Origin of the sequence: Parafrankia elaeagni, from assembly GCF_000374165.1 — a bacterium.
Lineage (GTDB): Bacteria > Actinomycetota > Actinomycetes > Frankiales > Frankiaceae > Parafrankia > Parafrankia elaeagni.
Window position 1 is genome coordinate 1 of record NZ_KB893718.1, and the last position, 16878, is coordinate 16878.

General features: G+C 72.1%; 14 protein-coding genes. 9 read left to right on the forward strand and 5 right to left on the reverse strand.

The window, feature by feature from the left end; genetic code table 11:
- From recA to rny, 3 genes are all read left to right on the forward strand, one after another.
- On the forward strand, positions 1-798 hold a 798-nt coding region (recA, locus tag B207_RS0112285; protein ID WP_018636837.1), incomplete at its 5' end, for a recombinase RecA.
- 113 nt (positions 799-911) lie between these two features.
- Entirely contained in the window at positions 912-1505 is a 594-nt protein-coding gene (recX, locus tag B207_RS33635) for a recombination regulator RecX (RefSeq protein WP_018636839.1), read from the forward strand.
- 1008 nt (positions 1506-2513) lie between these two features.
- Entirely contained in the window at positions 2514-4169 is a 1656-nt protein-coding gene (gene rny, locus B207_RS0112295; RefSeq protein WP_407671411.1) for a ribonuclease Y, read from the forward strand.
- 133 nt (positions 4170-4302) lie between these two features.
- Here rny and B207_RS0112300 read toward each other — a convergent pair whose 3' ends face one another.
- The 4 genes from B207_RS0112300 to B207_RS0112315 all read right to left on the reverse strand — a co-directional run bounded on the left by B207_RS0112300 (position 4303) and on the right by B207_RS0112315 (position 7866).
- The gene (locus B207_RS0112300) at positions 4303-5172 is read right to left on the reverse strand and encodes an amino acid ABC transporter permease (protein ID WP_018636841.1); all 870 of its coding nucleotides are present in this window, start codon (positions 5170-5172) and stop codon (positions 4303-4305) included.
- Positions 5169-5819, reverse strand: coding sequence for an amino acid ABC transporter permease (locus B207_RS0112305; protein WP_084692118.1), 651 nt, complete (start codon positions 5817-5819; stop codon positions 5169-5171). Before B207_RS0112305 ends, B207_RS0112300 begins: the two co-directional genes overlap by 4 nt.
- Before the next feature lie 121 nt (positions 5820-5940).
- Complete coding sequence (locus tag B207_RS0112310; protein ID WP_018636844.1) at positions 5941-6897, reverse strand: glutamate ABC transporter substrate-binding protein; 957 nt, start codon at positions 6895-6897, stop codon at positions 5941-5943.
- A gap of 234 nt (positions 6898-7131) precedes the next feature.
- Complete coding sequence (locus tag B207_RS0112315; protein WP_018636845.1) at positions 7132-7866, reverse strand: amino acid ABC transporter ATP-binding protein; 735 nt, start codon at positions 7864-7866, stop codon at positions 7132-7134.
- Between the two features lie 442 nt (positions 7867-8308).
- Between B207_RS0112315 and miaB the strand changes: the two genes are divergently transcribed.
- From miaB to hflX, 6 genes are all read left to right on the forward strand, one after another.
- Positions 8309-9844 (forward strand): tRNA (N6-isopentenyl adenosine(37)-C2)-methylthiotransferase MiaB, encoded by a 1536-nt coding sequence (gene miaB, locus B207_RS0112320; RefSeq protein WP_026310981.1) that lies wholly within the window; start codon positions 8309-8311, stop codon positions 9842-9844.
- Positions 9841-10752, forward strand: coding sequence for a class III extradiol ring-cleavage dioxygenase family protein (locus B207_RS0112325; protein ID WP_018636847.1), 912 nt, complete (start codon positions 9841-9843; stop codon positions 10750-10752). The genes miaB and B207_RS0112325 overlap by 4 nt, the downstream gene beginning before the upstream one ends.
- Positions 10749-11648 (forward strand): tRNA (adenosine(37)-N6)-dimethylallyltransferase MiaA, encoded by a 900-nt coding sequence (gene miaA, locus B207_RS0112330; RefSeq protein ID WP_018636848.1) that lies wholly within the window; start codon positions 10749-10751, stop codon positions 11646-11648. The genes B207_RS0112325 and miaA overlap by 4 nt, the downstream gene beginning before the upstream one ends.
- A gap of 105 nt (positions 11649-11753) precedes the next feature.
- Complete coding sequence (locus B207_RS33640; RefSeq protein ID WP_018636849.1) at positions 11754-12707, forward strand: EAL domain-containing protein; 954 nt, start codon at positions 11754-11756, stop codon at positions 12705-12707.
- A gap of 17 nt (positions 12708-12724) precedes the next feature.
- Complete coding sequence (gene dapF, locus B207_RS33645) at positions 12725-13681, forward strand: diaminopimelate epimerase (RefSeq protein WP_018636850.1); 957 nt, start codon at positions 12725-12727, stop codon at positions 13679-13681.
- 173 nt (positions 13682-13854) lie between these two features.
- The gene (hflX, locus tag B207_RS0112345) at positions 13855-15354 is read left to right on the forward strand and encodes a GTPase HflX (protein WP_018636851.1); all 1500 of its coding nucleotides are present in this window, start codon (positions 13855-13857) and stop codon (positions 15352-15354) included.
- 220 nt (positions 15355-15574) lie between these two features.
- Here the strand turns inward: hflX and lexA are convergent, their stop codons facing one another.
- The gene (gene lexA, locus B207_RS0112350) at positions 15575-16321 is read right to left on the reverse strand and encodes a transcriptional repressor LexA (RefSeq protein ID WP_018636852.1); all 747 of its coding nucleotides are present in this window, start codon (positions 16319-16321) and stop codon (positions 15575-15577) included.
- Between the last annotated feature and the right edge of the window lie 557 nt (positions 16322-16878).

Consider the following 16878-nt stretch of genomic DNA (forward strand, 5'->3'; position numbering starts at 1 on the left):
GCGAACGCGCAGGCGGCCGGCGGCATCGCGGCCTTCATCGACGCGGAGCACGCCCTTGATCCCGAGTACGCGGGGAAGCTGGGTGTCGACACCGACGCGCTGCTCGTTTCCCAGCCCGACACGGGTGAGCAGGCGCTGGAGATCGCCGACATGCTGATCCGTTCCGGCGCGCTGGACATCATCGTCGTCGACTCGGTGGCGGCCCTGGTGCCGCGTGCCGAGATCGAGGGGGAGATGGGCGACAGCCACGTGGGCCTGCAGGCCCGGCTGATGTCCCAGGCGCTGCGGAAGCTGACCGGAGCGCTCGCGAACTCGGGCACCACCGCGATCTTCATCAACCAGCTCCGCGAGAAGGTCGGCGTGATGTTCGGCTCCCCGGAGACGACCACCGGTGGAAAGGCGCTGAAGTTCTACGCCTCCGTCCGCCTTGATGTCCGTCGCATCGAGACGCTGAAGGACGGCGCCGAGGCGGTCGGTAACCGGACCAGGGTGAAGGTGGTCAAGAACAAGATGGCGCCGCCTTTCCGGACGGCCGAGTTCGACATCGTCTACGGCGGCGGTATCAGTCGTGAGGGCTCGCTCATTGATATGGGCGTCGAGCACGGGATCATCCGCAAGTCCGGTGCCTGGTACACCTACGACGGAGACCAGCTCGGCCAGGGCAAGGAGAACGCGCGCTCGTTTCTGCGCGACAACCCTGATCTGGCCAACGAGGTCGAGAAAAGGATCAAGGAGAAGCTGGGCATGGTCCCGACGCTCGACGCGGACGCCCCTGTCCCTGTCCCGGTTGATCTCTGACCGGGCGCGCTGTGCCCGGCCCCGAGTCGAGTCGGCCGTCACACCTCCGCGGAGCGTCCGCAGACCGCGGCGAGTCGGATGAGGGGCGCCTGCCGATCCTGCGTGCCGCCGCTGTGGATCCGGCGAGATCCACAGCGGCCAGTGCGGTACCCGCACGGGAGGATCGCTCGGCGCGGCGCCGAGTAGCCGGCGACGCCGACCCGCTGGAGACGGCGCGGGAGATCTGTCTGCATCAGCTGGCGGCCCGACAGCGCAGTCGGGCCGAGCTTGAAGCCGTGCTTCGACGCCGCGGTGTCGCCGAGGAGATCGCCGAACAGGTGCTCGATCGCCTGACGGAAGTCGGGCTGATCGACGACGAGGCTTTCGCTGCCGCTTTCGTCTCGTCGGCCCGGGCCGGGCGGGGCCTGGGGCGTCGGGCGCTCGCCGGCGAGCTGCGGCGGCGAGGGGTGGGTCCCGAGGCGTCGGAGATCGCGCTGGCTGCCGTCGGCGCGGAGGACGAGGAGGCCACCGCGCGGTCGCTGGTGGCGCGGCGGCTGCGTGCGATGGAGGGACTGCCCGCACCGGTGCGGGTCCGTCGGCTGGTCGCCCTGCTCACCCGAAAGGGCTACTCGCTCGACCTCGCGATGCGGGTGGTGGCCGAGTCCGTGCCGACCGAGGACGAGGAGGCCGATGCTGGCCTGGGTGACGACGCGTACGACCTGCGCTAGGCCGGGCTGTGCCCGATCCGGGTCCGGCAGCGTCGACGAAAGCGCGAGTGCCGGCTGGTCGTCCGGTGTCTGTGGTTCGCCCACGTTTTTCTTGACCGAATGAAAGCGGCAGACCTACCCTTTCCCCAAAGGTGCGAGGACTCCTGCTCGTAAGCGGTCCAGATAGCTGGCACAACTTCACATCAGGGCGAGCGTTCCTTCGGGAGCCGGTGGTCGCGCGTCCTTCCTGCCTCGTTTTTCGGCCGGGTGGGTGCTGCTGGCGACCCTGGTTTTGGGCGCCGTCGGCGCGTGTAGTTCGTCCAGTGGTTGGTCCGGTCCCGCGCCCCACGCCTGTCCTGGCAGGCACAGACGGAAGCGGGAGGAGCAACCGTGGGTGCCGCCCTCGTAACGCTTCTCGTGCTGCTCATTCTTGCTGTCGGCGGCCTCACGCTGGTTCTGCTACGCCTGGTGCGGGCCGGTGGTCTCGGCGTGACCAGCGGGGATGCGGGGGAAACCGCCCGCCAGGCGCACATACCGGATACCCGGACCGCGACCACGGAGGTGGGCGCCGAGGCAGTGCTCGATCCACCTCGGCCTCCGGTCGCGGCGGTCGGCGCCCTGCCAGGCAGCCTGCAGGCGGCGGTCCCGCCGCCGGACAGCGAGCGGTCGGATCCCGCTGCCGCAGCTCAGCTCGTGGAAGGGTCCCCGGCAGGGCAGGGCGGGCCGCCGGGCACCATCACCGAGCTGGCAGACAGCATCACCCCGGCTCCCGGCGTACCGGCGGATGAGGTGGCCGGCGATGCGGTCGCTGGCGATGCGGTCGCTGGCGGAGCAGGCCCGGTCACCGCGACAGCCGCAGATCCGGGCGCAGCTGCCGGCGCGGAGGCGGAACCGTCGCCGGAGAGCGCAGCGGTGGTACCGGTCGCCGAGGTGGACGAGTCGTCCGGCGGTGTGCCGGCGGCGGGCGCAGCCGACCCGGCCACACAGCCGCCCGACCCGCCCGTGGCGGGTGCGGGCACTGCTGTGGTCGTGGATGACCGCGCAGCGCAGGCGAGCCGGTCCGAGCTTGCCGAGATCTCCGCTCGGCTCGCCGAGCTGCGGCGACAGGCGCGTGAGGCCGAGGAGGACACCGAACGGGCCCGCCGCCGGGCTGACCAGGACGCGGCCGAACAGGCCGCCCGGGTCGACCGGGAGGCCGCGCAGATCCGTCGGCACGCGGAGGAGGCCGCCGAGGCCATCCGCGCCCGGGCGGTCGCGGACGCCGAGCTGCGGGCCTCGAAGGCGGAGGCCCAGGCCCGTGAGGCGGTGCGGGTCGAAAGGGAGCAGGTCCGTGCCGAGCTCGCCGAGAACCTGCGGACCGAGCGGGCGGAGCTGCGGAGCTGGGACAGCCGTCTCGCCCAGCGCGAGCAGCGACTCGCTGACCAGACCACGTCCGTCGAGGAGCGGATCCACCGGCTGGAGAGCCGTGAGGGGGAGCTCGCCGCTCGCGAGGCGGGGCTCGACGCACGGGACACCGATCTGGCCGGGTTGGAGACGCACTGGCGGCGGGAGCTGGAGCGGGCCGCCGGCATGACAGCGACGGAGGCACGGAGCGAGCTGGTCAAGGTGGTCGAGGACCAGGCCAGGCTCGACGCCGCGGTCCGGGTGCGGGACATCGAGAACCGCGCCGAGGAGGAGGCGGAGGAGCGGGCCCGCCGGATCGTCACCCTCGCCATCCAACGGGTCGCGTCCGAGCAGACCGCCGAGTCGGTCGTGTCGGTGCTGCACCTGCCGAGCGACGAGATGAAGGGCCGGATCATCGGGCGCGAAGGGCGCAACATCCGGGCCTTCGAGTCCGTCACGGGTGTCAACGTGCTCATCGACGACACCCCGGAGGCCGTGCTGCTGAGCTGTTTCGATCCGGTGCGCCGGGAGACGGCGCGCATCACGCTGGCGGCGCTGGTGTCGGACGGGCGCATCCATCCGCACCGGATCGAGGAGGAGTACGCGCGGGCCGAACGCGAGGTTCTCGCGAAGTGCGTGCGGGCCGGCGAGGACGCCCTCATCGACGTCGGCATCGCCGAGATGCACCCCGAGCTGATCACGCTGCTCGGGCGGCTGCGCTATCGCACGAGCTACGGGCAGAACGTTCTCGCGCACCTGGTGGAGAGCGCGCATCTGGCCGGCATCATGGCCGCCGAGCTGCGGCTGCCGCCGGCGATCGCGAAACGCGGCACGCTCCTGCACGATCTCGGCAAAGCGCTGACCCACGAGGTCGAGGGCTCCCACGCGATCGTCGGCGCGGAGATCGCCCGCCGGTACGGCGAGCATGAGGACGTCGTCCATGCCATCGAGGCGCATCACAACGAGGTCGAGCCACGCTCCATCGGCGCGGTGCTGACCCAGGCCGCGGACCAGATCTCCGGGGGGCGGCCCGGGGCGCGCCGCGACAGCCTGGAGTCGTACGTCAAGCGCCTGGAACGTATCGAGCAGATCGCGGGGGAGCGCCCCGGTGTCGAGAAGGTCTTCGCGATGCAGGCCGGTCGCGAGGTGCGGGTGATGGTGGTGCCGGAGCAGGTCGACGATGTGGCGGCCCACATGCTCGCCCGCGACGTGGCCCGGCAGATCGAGGACGAGCTCACCTATCCGGGTCAGATCAGAGTGACCGTCGTCCGCGAGACCCGCGCCATCGGTCTGGCCCGCTGACGGCGGCCCCACCCGCGGCGGCCCCACCCGGGGCAGCTCCCCACCTGGAACCGCCCCTGCTCTCGGAGCTTGTTCCCGCCTTCTTCGGAGCTGCCTCCGGCCTGTGTCGACCGCTCGGACCGGGCTGGTGGTGTCAGGGCACCAGCTCGGCGGGTGTGTCTCCCATGGAGGTGTCCCCCGGAGCACGCGCGGGACCGTCCGCCCGGGCGGACTGCCGCCGTTCCAGCCAGCGCGCGAGGAGCGACAGCGTCCCGTTGACGATGATGTAGATGACAGCCAGGGTGGTGTAGATCGGGAGCGCGTACCGGCCGCCCAGGAACTCGACGGCGGAGCGGCCCTGCCGGAGCAGCTCGGTGTAGCCGATGACGAAGCCGAGCGACGTGTCCTTCAGCAGGGTGACGAGCTGGCTGACCAGGGTGGGGCTCATCCGCCGCACGGCCTGCGGGAACTGGATCAGGGTGAAGATCTGGGTTCCGCGCAGGCCGAGCGCCTCCGCCGCCTCGGTCTGGCCCCGGTCGATGGAGAGGATCCCGGCGCGGAAGATCTCGCTGAGCACAGCCCCGTTGTAGGCCGTGAGCCCGATGACGAGGGCCCAGAACGCGGTCAGGTTCACGCCGAGCTCGGGCAGGCCGAGGTAGGCGAAGAAGATCAGCATCAGCAGTGGCAGACCGCGCAGTACCTCGACCACCGCGGTGGCCGGGCCGCGGACGAACCGCCGGCGGGACAGCCGGGCGAACGCGAGCGCCGTTCCCACCGCGACCGCGAGCACCATTCCGGTGGCGGCCGCCCGCAGGGTGTCGAGCAGGCCCTCCCACAGCAGCGTCCGAAGCTCGGGCTCGTCGGAAAAGACCTGCCACAGCTCGGGGTCGAGCTGGCCCTTGTCCGCGAGGCGCAGCATCGCGAGCACGACGAGTGCGATCAGCAGGGCCGCTGCCACCAGGCTGGCGACCAGGATGCGCCGCCGGCCGCGCGGGCCCGGCGGGTCAGCCAGGACGAGGCTCATCGGGGTACCGCCGCCAGCCGCCGCTCGGCGACGCCGACCCCGGCCGCCAGGGAGAGCGTCAGGATCAGGTAGCAGACGATGCCGGCCAGCAGGAGGGCGATGACGTGGCTCGGGTTGGCCGTGGTCAGGCCCTGGCTCACACCGGTCAGCTCCTGTACGCCGAAGGCCGCCGCGATCGAGGTGTTGCGGATCAGGGCGCTTCCCACACTGCCCAGCGGCTGGATCACGTTGCGGAACGCCTGCGGCAGGATGACCAGCCGGAGCGTCTGCGGGAAGGTCAGGCCCAGGGCGCGGGCGGCCTCGGCCTGGCCGGCGTCCACCCCGTTCACGCCGGCCCGCACGGCTTCGCAGACGAAGGCCGTGTGGTAGACGGTCAACGCCACCACCGCGAAGGTGAAATAGCTGAAGACAACGTCGATCTGCGGCAGCACGAAGACGACAAAGAAGAACACAACGGTCAGCGGAGTGTTGCGCACAATCTCGACGTAGGTCGCCCCTGCCCAGCGCAGCGGTGGGACCGGGCTCACCCGCATGGTCGCGAGGAGGCTGCCGAGCACCAGCGCCGCGGCGGCGGAGAACAGGCTCAGCAGGAGGGTCCGCACGAAACCCTCACGGAACACGTCGAGATTGTCGAGGACGGCGTCGATGAGGGACCACCCACCGGTCGGGGACGGCACCCGGCCCGCCGCCCGGGCGGGTCAGGCACGGGCGGCGGGCCTACGGTGCGTCAGGACTGCCTGCTGGAGATCGCCGAGGCGCGGCTGCGGATCAGGATGTGTAGTTGTCGACCGCCGGCGGCGTGGGCATCTCCGGCTCGACCGAGCCGATCGTGGACTCGTACGCGGCCTCGTAGCGACCGTCGCCGTAGGCGGCGGTGAGGGTCTCGTTGATGAAGGTGCGGAACTCGTCGTCGCCCTTGGCGATGCCGATGCCGTAGGGCTCCGTGCTGAAGGGCTCGCCGACGAGCTTGAAGGTGTCCGGGTCGGAGTCCATCAGACCGAGCAGGATCGCGTTGTCCGTCGTGACCGCGTCCACCTGGCCGTTCTTCAGGGCCTCGGCGCACTTGCTGTAGACGTCGAACAGGGTGAGCTCGGCCTGCGGCGCCTCGGTGCGGATCCGCTCCGCCGGCGTCGAGCCGCTCACCGAGCAGACGCGCTTGCCGGCGAGCGTGTCCTTGCCGGTGATCGCGGTCTCGTCCGCCCGCACCATCAGCGTCTGACCGGCCACGTAGTACGGCCCGGCGAAGTCGATGACCTCCTTGCGCTTGTCGTTGATGGTGTACGTCGCGACCACCATGTCGACCCTGCCCTGCTGGATGAAGGGCTCCCGGTTGGCCGAGACCGTCTCGACGAACTCCACCTTGTCCTCGGGGATGCCGAGCGCGTCGGTGATGATTTTCGCGACCTCGACGTCGAAGCCCTCGGGCTCACCACGCAGGTTGCGCAGGCCGAACAGGGGCTGGTCGAACTTGGTGCCGACGGTGATCGACCCGGCCGACTGGAGCTCGGCCATGGTGCTGCCCGCGGGGAACGTCGTCGCGGCGGTGCCGGCAGGTGCTGCCTCGGCGTCGCTGTCGTCGTCACCGCAGGCCGCGAGGGCCAGGGACGCGACCAGCGCCGCGGTGAGGGCGAGAGCCACCCGGCTCTGCGACCGACGGGAGGCCGCGGCCGCGGCCGGGGCGGTGGGTGCCGTTCGTTGTCTGGTGCGGGTGAACGGCATGCGCATGAGGAATCCCCTCCAGAAGGTGGACTGACGTCAGAATTCAGGTATCTGATTGCGTGGTCTCGGTGCGCCCCGGACGGCCCCCGCCCGACAACCCTAATGCCCGACCGCTACTGGCCAGGAGCAGACCGGGACCGCCCTTGTCCGGGCTTTCGCGGGTGCCGTGACACGGTGCGCGCCGATCCGGCACGGGCTCTCACCAGGGTGCCCTCCGATGGCCGTCCCAACGGGGTTCCCTCAATGCGTCAGAACCTTCGCCAGAAACTCGGCCGCGCGTTCACTTTTCGGTGCCGCGAAAAAGGCGTCGGGAGGCGCCACCTCCACCAGCCGCCCGTCCGCCATGAAGACGACGCGGTCGGCCGCCGAGCGGGCGAATCCCATCTCGTGGGTGACGACGATCATCGTCATGCCGGACGCGGCGAGCGACCGCATGACGTCGAGCACCTCCTGGATCATCTCCGGATCCAGCGCGGAGGTCGGCTCGTCGAAGAGCATCAGCTTCGGCTCCATCGCGAGCGCCCGGGCGATGGCCGCCCGCTGCTGCTGACCGCCGGAGAGCTGGCGCGGCAGCCGGTCGGCCTTGTCCGCGATCCCGACCCGCTCCAGCAGCGCCCGAGCGCGGGTCTCGGCCTCGGCGCGGCGAACGCCGAGGACCTTGCGCGGGCCGAGAGTCACATTGTCCAACACGGTTCGATGCGCGAAAAGGTTGAACGACTGGAACACCATGCCGACCTGGGCTCGCATGCGGGCCAGCTCCCGGCCCTCGGCCGGCAGCGGACGGCCGTCGAAGGTGATGCGGCCCTCGTCGACGGTCTCGAGGCGGTTGACGCATCTGCACAGCGTCGACTTGCCGGAACCGGACGGGCCGATGACGCACACCACCTCGCCCGGCGCCACGGCGAGGTTGATGTCATGCAGGACGCGGTTCTTCCCGAAGGATTTTCCGACCCCCTCCAGGGTCACGAGCGCCATCGTGCACTCCCGGCGCACCGGTCCGGTGCGAAGAGTGCGGAGGGATGGCTGTCGCGCAGCAGGTGGTGCACGGCCCCGAGGGGTTCATGCGATCGCAGCGTGGTCGCGAGCATTTGAGAACTTTACGTCCGGTCATCCGCATTGGCTATGTTCTGTGGCACTACTGCCAGTCAGGCAACAGTGCATACCACGCCCCGACCGGGGTAGGGACTTGCCTTCGCGTCGACCCGGGCGGTCTTCGGCCTGCTCACCCTGCGCCAGCGGCCGGCCGCCGTCGGCCGCCGTCGGCCGCCGTCGGCCGCGGTCGGCCGCGGTCGGCATCGGGCGTCGGTCCGCTGGTCAACGGCTCCGCGGCCATCGTCGCGCACTCGGCGGCGTACGGGCCCGACCGGACGCTCCGGCGCGTCGAACGGCAGCCGGGCGCGGGCCGTAGGCTGGACCGGTGAGTGGCCGTAGCTATCAGGTCCGGACGTTCGGCTGTCAGATGAACGTCCATGACTCCGAACGACTTGCCGGCCTCCTCGAGTCCGCCGGGTACGTTCCGGTCGCGGAGGGGTCCGACGCCGACATCGTCGTGTTCAACACCTGCGCGGTCCGTGAGAACGCAGACAACCGGCTGTACGGAAACCTGGGGCACCTGTACCCGGCGAAGAAGAAGAATCCCGCGATGCAGATCGCGGTCGGCGGGTGCCTCGCGCAGAAGGACCGCTCGGTCATCCGGGACCGCGCCCCCTGGGTCGACGTCGTGTTCGGCACGCACAACCTGCACCGGCTGCCGGTCCTGCTGGAGCGGGCCCGGCACAACGCCGCCGCCCAGGTGGAGATCGCCGAGGCGCTCGAGGTCTTCCCGAGCAGCCTGCCGGCCCGCCGGTCGAGCCAGCATTCGGCCTGGGTCAGCATCAGCGTCGGCTGCGACAACACCTGCACCTTCTGCATCGTGCCGAGCCTGCGCGGCGGCGAGCGCGACCGTCGCCCGGGCGATGTGCTTGCCGAGGTCGAGGCCCTGGTGGCCGAGGGTGCGCTGGAGATCACGCTGCTTGGCCAGAACGTGAACTCCTACGGCCGCTCGCTCGGCGATCCCGGGGCGTTCGCCCGGCTGCTGCGCGCCTGCGGCCGTGTCGAGGGGCTGGAGCGGGTGCGTTTCACCTCTCCGCATCCGCGTGACTTCACCGACGATGTCATCGAGGCGATGGCGCTGACGCCGAACGTGTGCCCACAGCTGCACATGCCGCTGCAGTCGGGGTCGGATGCCGTGCTGCGCCGGATGCGGCGCAGCTATCGCCGCGACCGTTTCCTCGGCATCGTCGAACGGGTCCGGGCGGCGATGCCCGATGCGGCGATCACCACCGACATCATCGTGGGTTTCCCGGGTGAGACGGAGGCGGACTTCGCCGACACCCTCGATCTCGTCCGCACCGCGCGCTTCGCCGGTGCCTTCACCTTCAAGTACTCCCCGCGGCCCGGAACGCCGGCCGCCGAGATGGACGGCGAGGTCGACCCCGCCGTCGTCTCGGAGCGCTACGAGCGTCTCGCCAGCCTGCAGGACGAGATGTCGTGGGCGGGTAACCGCGCGCAGGTCGGGCGGCGGGTCGAGATCCTCGTCTCCGAGGGGGAGGGGCGGAAGGACTCCGAGACCGGCCGACTGTCCGGCCGTGCGCGGGACGGGCGGCTCGTGCACCTGCTGGTGACCGGTCCGCACGCCGAGGACGGCGTCGTTCGCCCCGGGGACGTCATCGAGACCGTGGTGACCAGAGGCGCACCGCATCATCTCACCGCCGACGGCCCGCTGCTCTCCCACCGGAGGACGAGGGCCGGTGACGCCTGGGAGGCCGGCCGGTCCCGTGGCGCTGCGGGTGGCCGAACCACGGGCGACGGCGCTGCGGGTGACGGCGCTGCGGGCGTGGCGGCCGGCGCGGGGCGCCCGGCGGTGGCCCTCGGCATGCCGACGATGCGGCCGAGCAGCCCAGCCTCCCGGTGACTCTGATCGCCGCGGCTGTCTGCCCGCACCCACCACTGCTGGTGCCCGAGGTCGCCGGCGTCGACCCGATCGAAGTCCGCGATCACGCTGTGTCGGCGGTGAGCCGGTTGTGCGCTCTCGGCCCGGACCGGATCGTGCTCGTCGGTGACGACGTCCGCGACGCCTTCTACGACGAGACGTCCACCGGGTCGCTCGCCGGCTTCGGCGTCGATCTCACCGTCCCGCTCGGCGGGCCCACGTCGCCGGCCCGGGGCGCCGGGGCGGACGGGGCGGACGGGGTGGGCGGCGGGTGCCGGATGCTGCCGCTCTCGCTGACCATCGGGGCCTGGCTGCTGCACGAAGTGGGATGGGCCGGCGCCCGAGCGGCCCGCGGTGTGCCCGCGACGACCACCCCGCAGGCCGCTGCCGCGCTCGGTGCCCACCTCGTCGCGGCCGCGGAGGCGGACGGGTCCCGGCTGGCGCTCCTGGTCATGGGCGATGCCAGCGCCCGGCGGACGATCCGGGCGCCGGGGAGCCTCGACCCGCGGGCCGCGGCCCACGACGCGGCGGTCGCCGCCGCACTCGCCGCGGTGGACGTCGACGCGCTGCTGGCGCTCGATCCGGAGCTGGCGCGGGACCTGCTCGCGCCCGGGCGGGCGTCCTGGCAGGTCCTGGCCGGCGCGGTCCACCGCGCGACCGCCGCCGCTCTGTCCGCCGCTCCGGCCGGGGGGGCGGCCCGCCCCGCAGCTGCGGCTCCGGTGGACGTGGCCCCGGCGGGCCCAGCCGCCGGGTGGGTGAGCCGGGTCCACTACGACGATGCTCCGTTCGGAGTCGGCTACCTGGTGGTCGGCTGGGAACGTGCGGGCGGCGCGGGCGGCGCGGGCTCGGCCGGGCAGGGAGGACGACCTCCCGCGGGAAGTGCGCGGTGACCGCGCGCCGCGGGCCCGTCGTCGCCGTCGTGGGGCCGACGGGGGCCGGCAAGAGCGACTGGGCGGTCGAGATCGCACTGGACCTCGGCGGCGAGATCGTCAATGCCGACTCGATGCAGCTCTACCGGGGGATGGACATCGGAACGGCCAAGATCCCCGAAGGGGAGCGTCGCGGCGTCCCGCACCATCTTCTCGACATCTGGGACGTCACCCGCCCGGCCGACGTCGCCAGCTACCAGACTGATGCGCGCGCCACCGTCGACCGGCTGCTCGCGAGCGGCCGGATCCCGGTCATCGTCGGTGGCTCCGGTCTGTACGTGCGGGCCGTCCTGGACGATCTGTCGTTCCCCGGCACGGACCCGGTGGTGCGGGCGAGGCTGGAGCAGGAGCTGGCCGAGGTGGGGCCGGGCCCGCTGCACGACCGGCTGGCCACGCTGGCGCCGGCCGCGGCGGCGGCGATCCTGCCGAGCAACGGGCGGCGCGTCGTGCGTGCCCTGGAAGTGGTGGAGCTGACCGGCACCTTCGTGGCGACCCTGCCGGAGCACCGGTCGGTGTACGACGTCGTCCAGGTCGCCCTGGACCGCCCGGATCTCGACGAGCGGATCGCCCACCGGGTCGAGGTCATGTGGCAGGCGGGGCTCGTGGAGGAGGTCGAGGGGCTGGTCTCGCGCGGCCTGCGGGACGGTCGGACGGCATCGCGGGCCCTCGGGTATGCGCAGGTCCTGGCCGTGCTGGACGGCGCAATGGATTCCATGGTCGAGGCCAAACAGGCCACAACAAGCGCTACCAGGCGTTTCGCCCGTCGGCAAAGGTCCTGGTTCCGGCGTGATCCGCGGATATCCTGGTTCGCGTCTCCGGACCTCGCCGCAGTGCGACGTCTGGTGAGTTCACTCTGACGTGTGGCCGGCCTCGTGCCGCGGGAGCTTCGCTGATCGGTCCCCGGGTCCCCCCGGGTCTCCCGGCTCGGCGCCCGGCCCGTCCCGGCGTCTGGGGAGTCCGCTGTGACCGCGCTCGACCTTGCGATGGTTCCCGCGCTGTACGCCTCGTTCGACGACGGCACGCTGCGGCTGCACTACCAGCCCGACGTGGACCTGCGTAACGGCTCGGTTCCCGGTATGCGTGCGCATCCCCGCTGGGCGCATCCCGATCTCGGCCTGCTCGGCCCCGCGGACTTCATGTCCGTCGCCAGCGCCGCGGGGCTCGTCGGCCAGGTCCACCAGTGGGTGCTGCGGATGGCGGTGATCGAGGCGCGTACCTGGCACCGGATGGCCGCGGGCACCGCGGTGCGGCCGCCGAGGCTGTGGGTGCGGGTCGAGAGCGGCCAGCTGGACCGGCCCGACTTCGTCAGCGAGATCGAGCGGTTGGTGATCGGGCGCTCGCTTCCACCCGGCGCGGTCGGCCTGCAGTTCACCGAGGACACCCTGGCCTTCGCTCCACCCGGCCTGCCCCGGTTGCTCGGCCAGCTGCGGGCGCTGGGGGTCGCGGTGGGCGTCGACTCCTTCGGCACCTGGTACGGATCGCTGTCGACCCTCGACCAGCTCCCGCTGGACCTGGTCCGGATCGACGGGCGGTTTCTGCGGGCGACGATCCGCGACCTGGAGGGCCAGTCCGCCTTCGCGGCCATGGTGGGGATCGCGCACCGGCGGCGCATGGTCGTGGTCGCCGAGGGCGTGGACACGGCGGGGCTGGCGGCTGCCGTCGGCCGGATGGACTGCGACCGGGTCTCCGGGCCGCTGTTCTGCCCGCCGGTGCCGGTTGAGGAAGCCCGGCTGATCGCGCTCGGCCGAGGGCGGCCGGACCGCTGGTACAAACCGTCCACCGAGTCCTGGGGGCACGGCGGCCCGCGCCCGGCCGACGGACCGGGCGGATCGCCGCACGACCCGCTGAACGGACGTCCGGCCGGTTACGGGCAGGGCGACCGCCCGCGGGCAGCGGCTGCCGGCGCGGGCGTCTGACGCCGTACGATCGCCGCGTGCGGTACGTCAAGGGACACGGAACGGGCAACGACTTCGTCATTCTGCCGGACCCCGACGGTGATCTCGAGCTGCCCGCCGCGCTGGTGCGGGCACTGTGCCACCGGGGCACTGGAATCGGCGCGGACGGTGTGCTGCGTGTGGTCCTCTCCGCGGCCGAGCCCGCAGCGGAGCAGTTCCGGGGCGAGGCCCGCTGGTTCATGGACTACCGCAACGCCGACGGCTCCGTCGCCGAGATGTGCGGCAACGGGATCCGGGTGTTCGCCCGCTATCTCGTGGACGCCGGCTACGAGGCTCCCGGCACCCTGCCCATCGCCACCCGGGCGGGTCTGCGCACCGTGGAGGTGCCGCCGGCCGGGGATGTCAGCGTCGACATGGGGCCGCCCGAGTTCGCCCCCGGCCCGGTGCCGGTCACCGTCGTGGGCCGGGAGTTCGCCGCTGTGCCGGTCTCGATGGGCAACCCGCACGCGGTCTGCTTCGCCGACGACCTCGGGCCCGCCCAGCTGGCCGGTCTGGACCTGCGGGCGCCTGTCTACCCCGCCGAGATCTTCGCCGACGGTGTGAACGTCGAGGTCGTCGTGCCGACGCCGGGCGGGGTCGCGATGCGGGTGTTCGAGCGGGGCGTCGGCGAGACGGCCTCGTGTGGCACCGGTGCGTGCGCGGTCGCGGTCGCCTGGGCCGCCCGTGAGGGCGGCGGGCCGCCCGCCGAGGTCCAGGTGGACCTGCCCGGCGGGCGGCTGACCGTCGGCTGGGACGAGCGGACGGTGGTCCTGCGCGGCCCGGCCGTGCTGGTGTCCGATGGTGTCCTGCGCCCCGAATGGCTGCGGCTGGTGGCCGGGCCACCGGGCGCCGATGCCGCCGCCACTGATCCCGCCGGCACCGACGCTGCTGGCCGGGAGGCCGCCGGCACGGAGGCGGCCCCATCGGCCGCCGGGCGGGCCGCAGCGGGGGTGTAGTCCGTCCCGGGACCCGTCCGGCAAACGGTTCGCGGTCGCGGGCGCATCGTGTCACTCTGGGCCTGTGGATGTTCCGCCGGCGGTCCGACGGGCCGCGGCGGGACCGGCTGCTCCGTCCCATCCGGGACGGGCTGGAATGACACGGTCACCGGACCGCGTTGAGAACGGATGGTATGAGTCTTCCCGCTGACGCCGTGAGGGCGTCCACCCGGTACCTGCACCAGAGCTCCGACCGCGCCGGCGACGGTGTGGTGGTGCTCGACGACACCGATGGTTTCTCGTTCTTCGACGAGCAGGGCGACGGCTTCGACCTGGAGGAGCGCGGGGCGCTTCGCCGGGTCCCGGGCCTCACCACCGAGCTCGAGGACGTCTCCGAGGTCGAGTACCGCCAGCTCCGCCTGGAGCAGGTCGTGCTGATCGGCGTGTGGACCTCCGGTTCGCCCACCGAGGCCGAGGCGTCGATGACCGAGCTGGCCGCGCTGGCCACCACCGCTGGCTCGGTGGTGCTCGACGCGCTGGTCCAGCGCCGCGACCGGCCCGACCCGGCGACGTTCGTCGGCTCCGGCAAGGCCCGTGAGCTGGCGGAGATCGTCCAGGCGACCGGCGCGGACACGGTGATCTGCGACGGTGAGCTGACCCCGGGTCAGCTCCGCCAGCTCGAAGAGGTCGTCAAGGTCAAGGTGATCGACCGGACGGCGCTCATCCTGGACATCTTCGCCCAGCACGCGACCTCCCGCGAGGGCAAGGCCCAGGTCGAGCTCGCGCAGCTCCAGTACATGCTTCCGCGGCTGCGTGGCTGGGGTGAGTCGATGTCCCGGGCCGCCGCCAGCAGCGGTGGCCGTGCGCCGATCGGAACCCGCGGGCCCGGTGAGACGAAGATCGAGACCGACCGTCGGCGGCTGCGCGCGCGCATCGCGAAACTGCGCCGCGAGCTGACCGGGATGGCCACCGTGCGGGCGACGAAGCGGTCGGCGCGCAGGCGGGGCGCGGTCCCGTCGGTCGCGATCGCCGGGTACACGAACGCGGGGAAGTCCTCGCTGCTCAACCGGTTGACCGGAGCCGGTGTGCTGGTCGAGGACGCCCTGTTCGCCACCCTCGACCCGACCGTGCGACGGGCGACCCTGCCCGACGGCCGGGTGTTCACCCTGGCCGACACGGTCGGCTTCGTCCGGCACCTGCCGCACCAGATCGTCGAGGCCTTCCGCTCGACACTGGAGGAGGTCGTGGACGCCGAGCTCGTCCTGCACGTGGTGGACGGTGCGGCACCGGATCCGATGGGCCAGATCAACGCGGTCCGCGAGGTCCTCGCCGAGATCGATGCGGCCGGGGTGCCGGAGCTCATCGTGGTCAACAAGGTCGACGCGGTCGATCCGACTACGCTCGCGGTGCTGCGCCAGGCGGTGCCGGACGCCGTCTTCGTGTCGGCGCGCTCCGGCGCGGGCCTGACGGACCTGGTCGAGGCGCTCTCGGCGCGGATCCCGCACCCGGAGGTCGAGATGTCGTTGCTGGTGCCCTACACCCGCGGTGATCTCGTCTCCCGCATCCACCGGGACGGCGAGGTGCTGAGTATCGAGCACACCGGCACGGGCACGTCGGTGGCCGCGCGAGTGCCGGTGGACCTGGCTGCCGAGCTGGAGCCTTTCCGCGCCGAGGTACATGCCGTGGCCGGCTGACCGACCCCGGCTGACCGACCCCGGCAGCCCGGGCTGGCTGAGTGACCTCGGCTGACTGAGTGGCCCGGCTGACTGAGTGGCCTCAGTCGCGGTGGCCTCAGTCGCGGACCCTGCGCCGCCCCGGGCATCCTCGCTCTCGCGAAGGTGCCCGGGCTGCGACCCGGGGAGCCGTGCCGAACCGGACGTGGCGGCCCCGGCTCGGCCCCCGCTCCCGAACGGCTCAGACCCGGCGCATCACGGCGACGATCCGGCCCAGAATCGTCGCATCCTCGGCCGGAATATCGGAGAAGGCCGGGTTCTCCGGTGCCAGCCACACGCGGCCGTCGCGCTGCCGGAAGCGCTTGACGGTCGCCTCGCCGTCGATCATCGCGGCGACGATCTCGCCGTTGTCCGCCACCGGCTGCTGCCGCACGACGACGTAGTCGCCGTCGCAGATCGCGGCGTTGATCATTGACTGGCCCACCACCCTGAGCAGGAACAGCGTGCCCTCCCCGACGATCTCCTTCGGGAGCGGGAAGACGTCCTCGATGGCCTGCTCGGCAAGGATGGGCCCGCCGGCGGCGATCCGCCCCACCAGGGGGACGTAGGTCGGCGTGCCCCCCGCCACGGCCTCGGCCTCCTCGACGGGCCGGCCGGCGAGGGCGGCGCGGGCTCGGGCGCCCGTCTTCTGCCCGCCGATCGGCAGCACCTCCATGGCCCGCGGGCGGTTCGGGTCGCGCCGCAGATAGCCCTTCTCCTGGAGCACCTTGAGCTGGTGCGCGACGCTGCTGGTGCTGGTCAGACCGACAGCCTCACCGATCTCCCGGACGCTCGGGGGGTAACCGCGCCGCTCCACCGCGGTGCGGATAACCTCGAGAACCTTCTTCTGTCGCTGTGTGAGGCCCGAGGCGTCCGCGGGGCCGTCGGGAAGATCCCGGACGTTGCCGCGGGCTTCGCCTCGGCGGGTACCCCGTCCCTGGCTGGTCATCGCCTACCGCTCTCCCTGTCGATGCTTCCCCGCCGCGGGCCACCCCGACGGCGGTTTCTCCCTGACCGGGCGGTCGGTGCCCCCCGGCTCCTGTGAGCCACCCGGTCGATCTCTCGTTTTGTCCTATTAGTAACTTCTGACCGGTTCGGCGTGGTTCTTTCGTGCTCGTTTCTTCTCGCACGATCGTCCACAACTGATCGTCCTTGACGGTAGTCGGACGGTCGCCGAATCTCAAACGTCTGTTCGAGCGTGTCGGGGGAAGTGTGCGTGGCGGCCGTGCAAGAATCGCTCAGGCGTTCGATCGAACGGATGTTCGGGCCTGGGAGGTTGGTGTGGCCGACGGCAAGCGTGTGACCAGTGGCAGGGTGCCGGTCGGGTCGGGGTTTCGGGGGCCCCGTGATCGCATGGCACGTCAGACCGCAGGTACGGGCGGCGCCGTCGTGACGGGGCGGGGAGTGCGTGGGTGCCGGGGTGCCGCGGTCGGCGGTGTCGCCGTCCGGGGCCGTGCGGTGCGGGGGATGGCGGCTCGTGGTGCCGACCGACGGCGCGCCGGTGGT

Excerpts from the sequence above, each read along its gene's own strand:
- B207_RS0112310 (WP_018636844.1), bottom strand. The coding sequence starts at position 6,897 with ATGCGCATGCCGTTCACCCGCACCAGACAACGAACGGCACCCACCGCC.
- B207_RS0112300 (WP_018636841.1), bottom strand. The coding sequence starts at position 5,172 with ATGAGCCTCGTCCTGGCTGACCCGCCGGGCCCGCGCGGCCGGCGGCGC.
- lexA (WP_018636852.1), bottom strand. The coding sequence starts at position 16,321 with ATGACCAGCCAGGGACGGGGTACCCGCCGAGGCGAAGCCCGCGGCAAC.
- hflX (WP_018636851.1), top strand. The coding sequence starts at position 13,855 with ATGAGTCTTCCCGCTGACGCCGTGAGGGCGTCCACCCGGTACCTGCAC.
- B207_RS0112315 (WP_018636845.1), bottom strand. The coding sequence starts at position 7,866 with ATGGCGCTCGTGACCCTGGAGGGGGTCGGAAAATCCTTCGGGAAGAAC.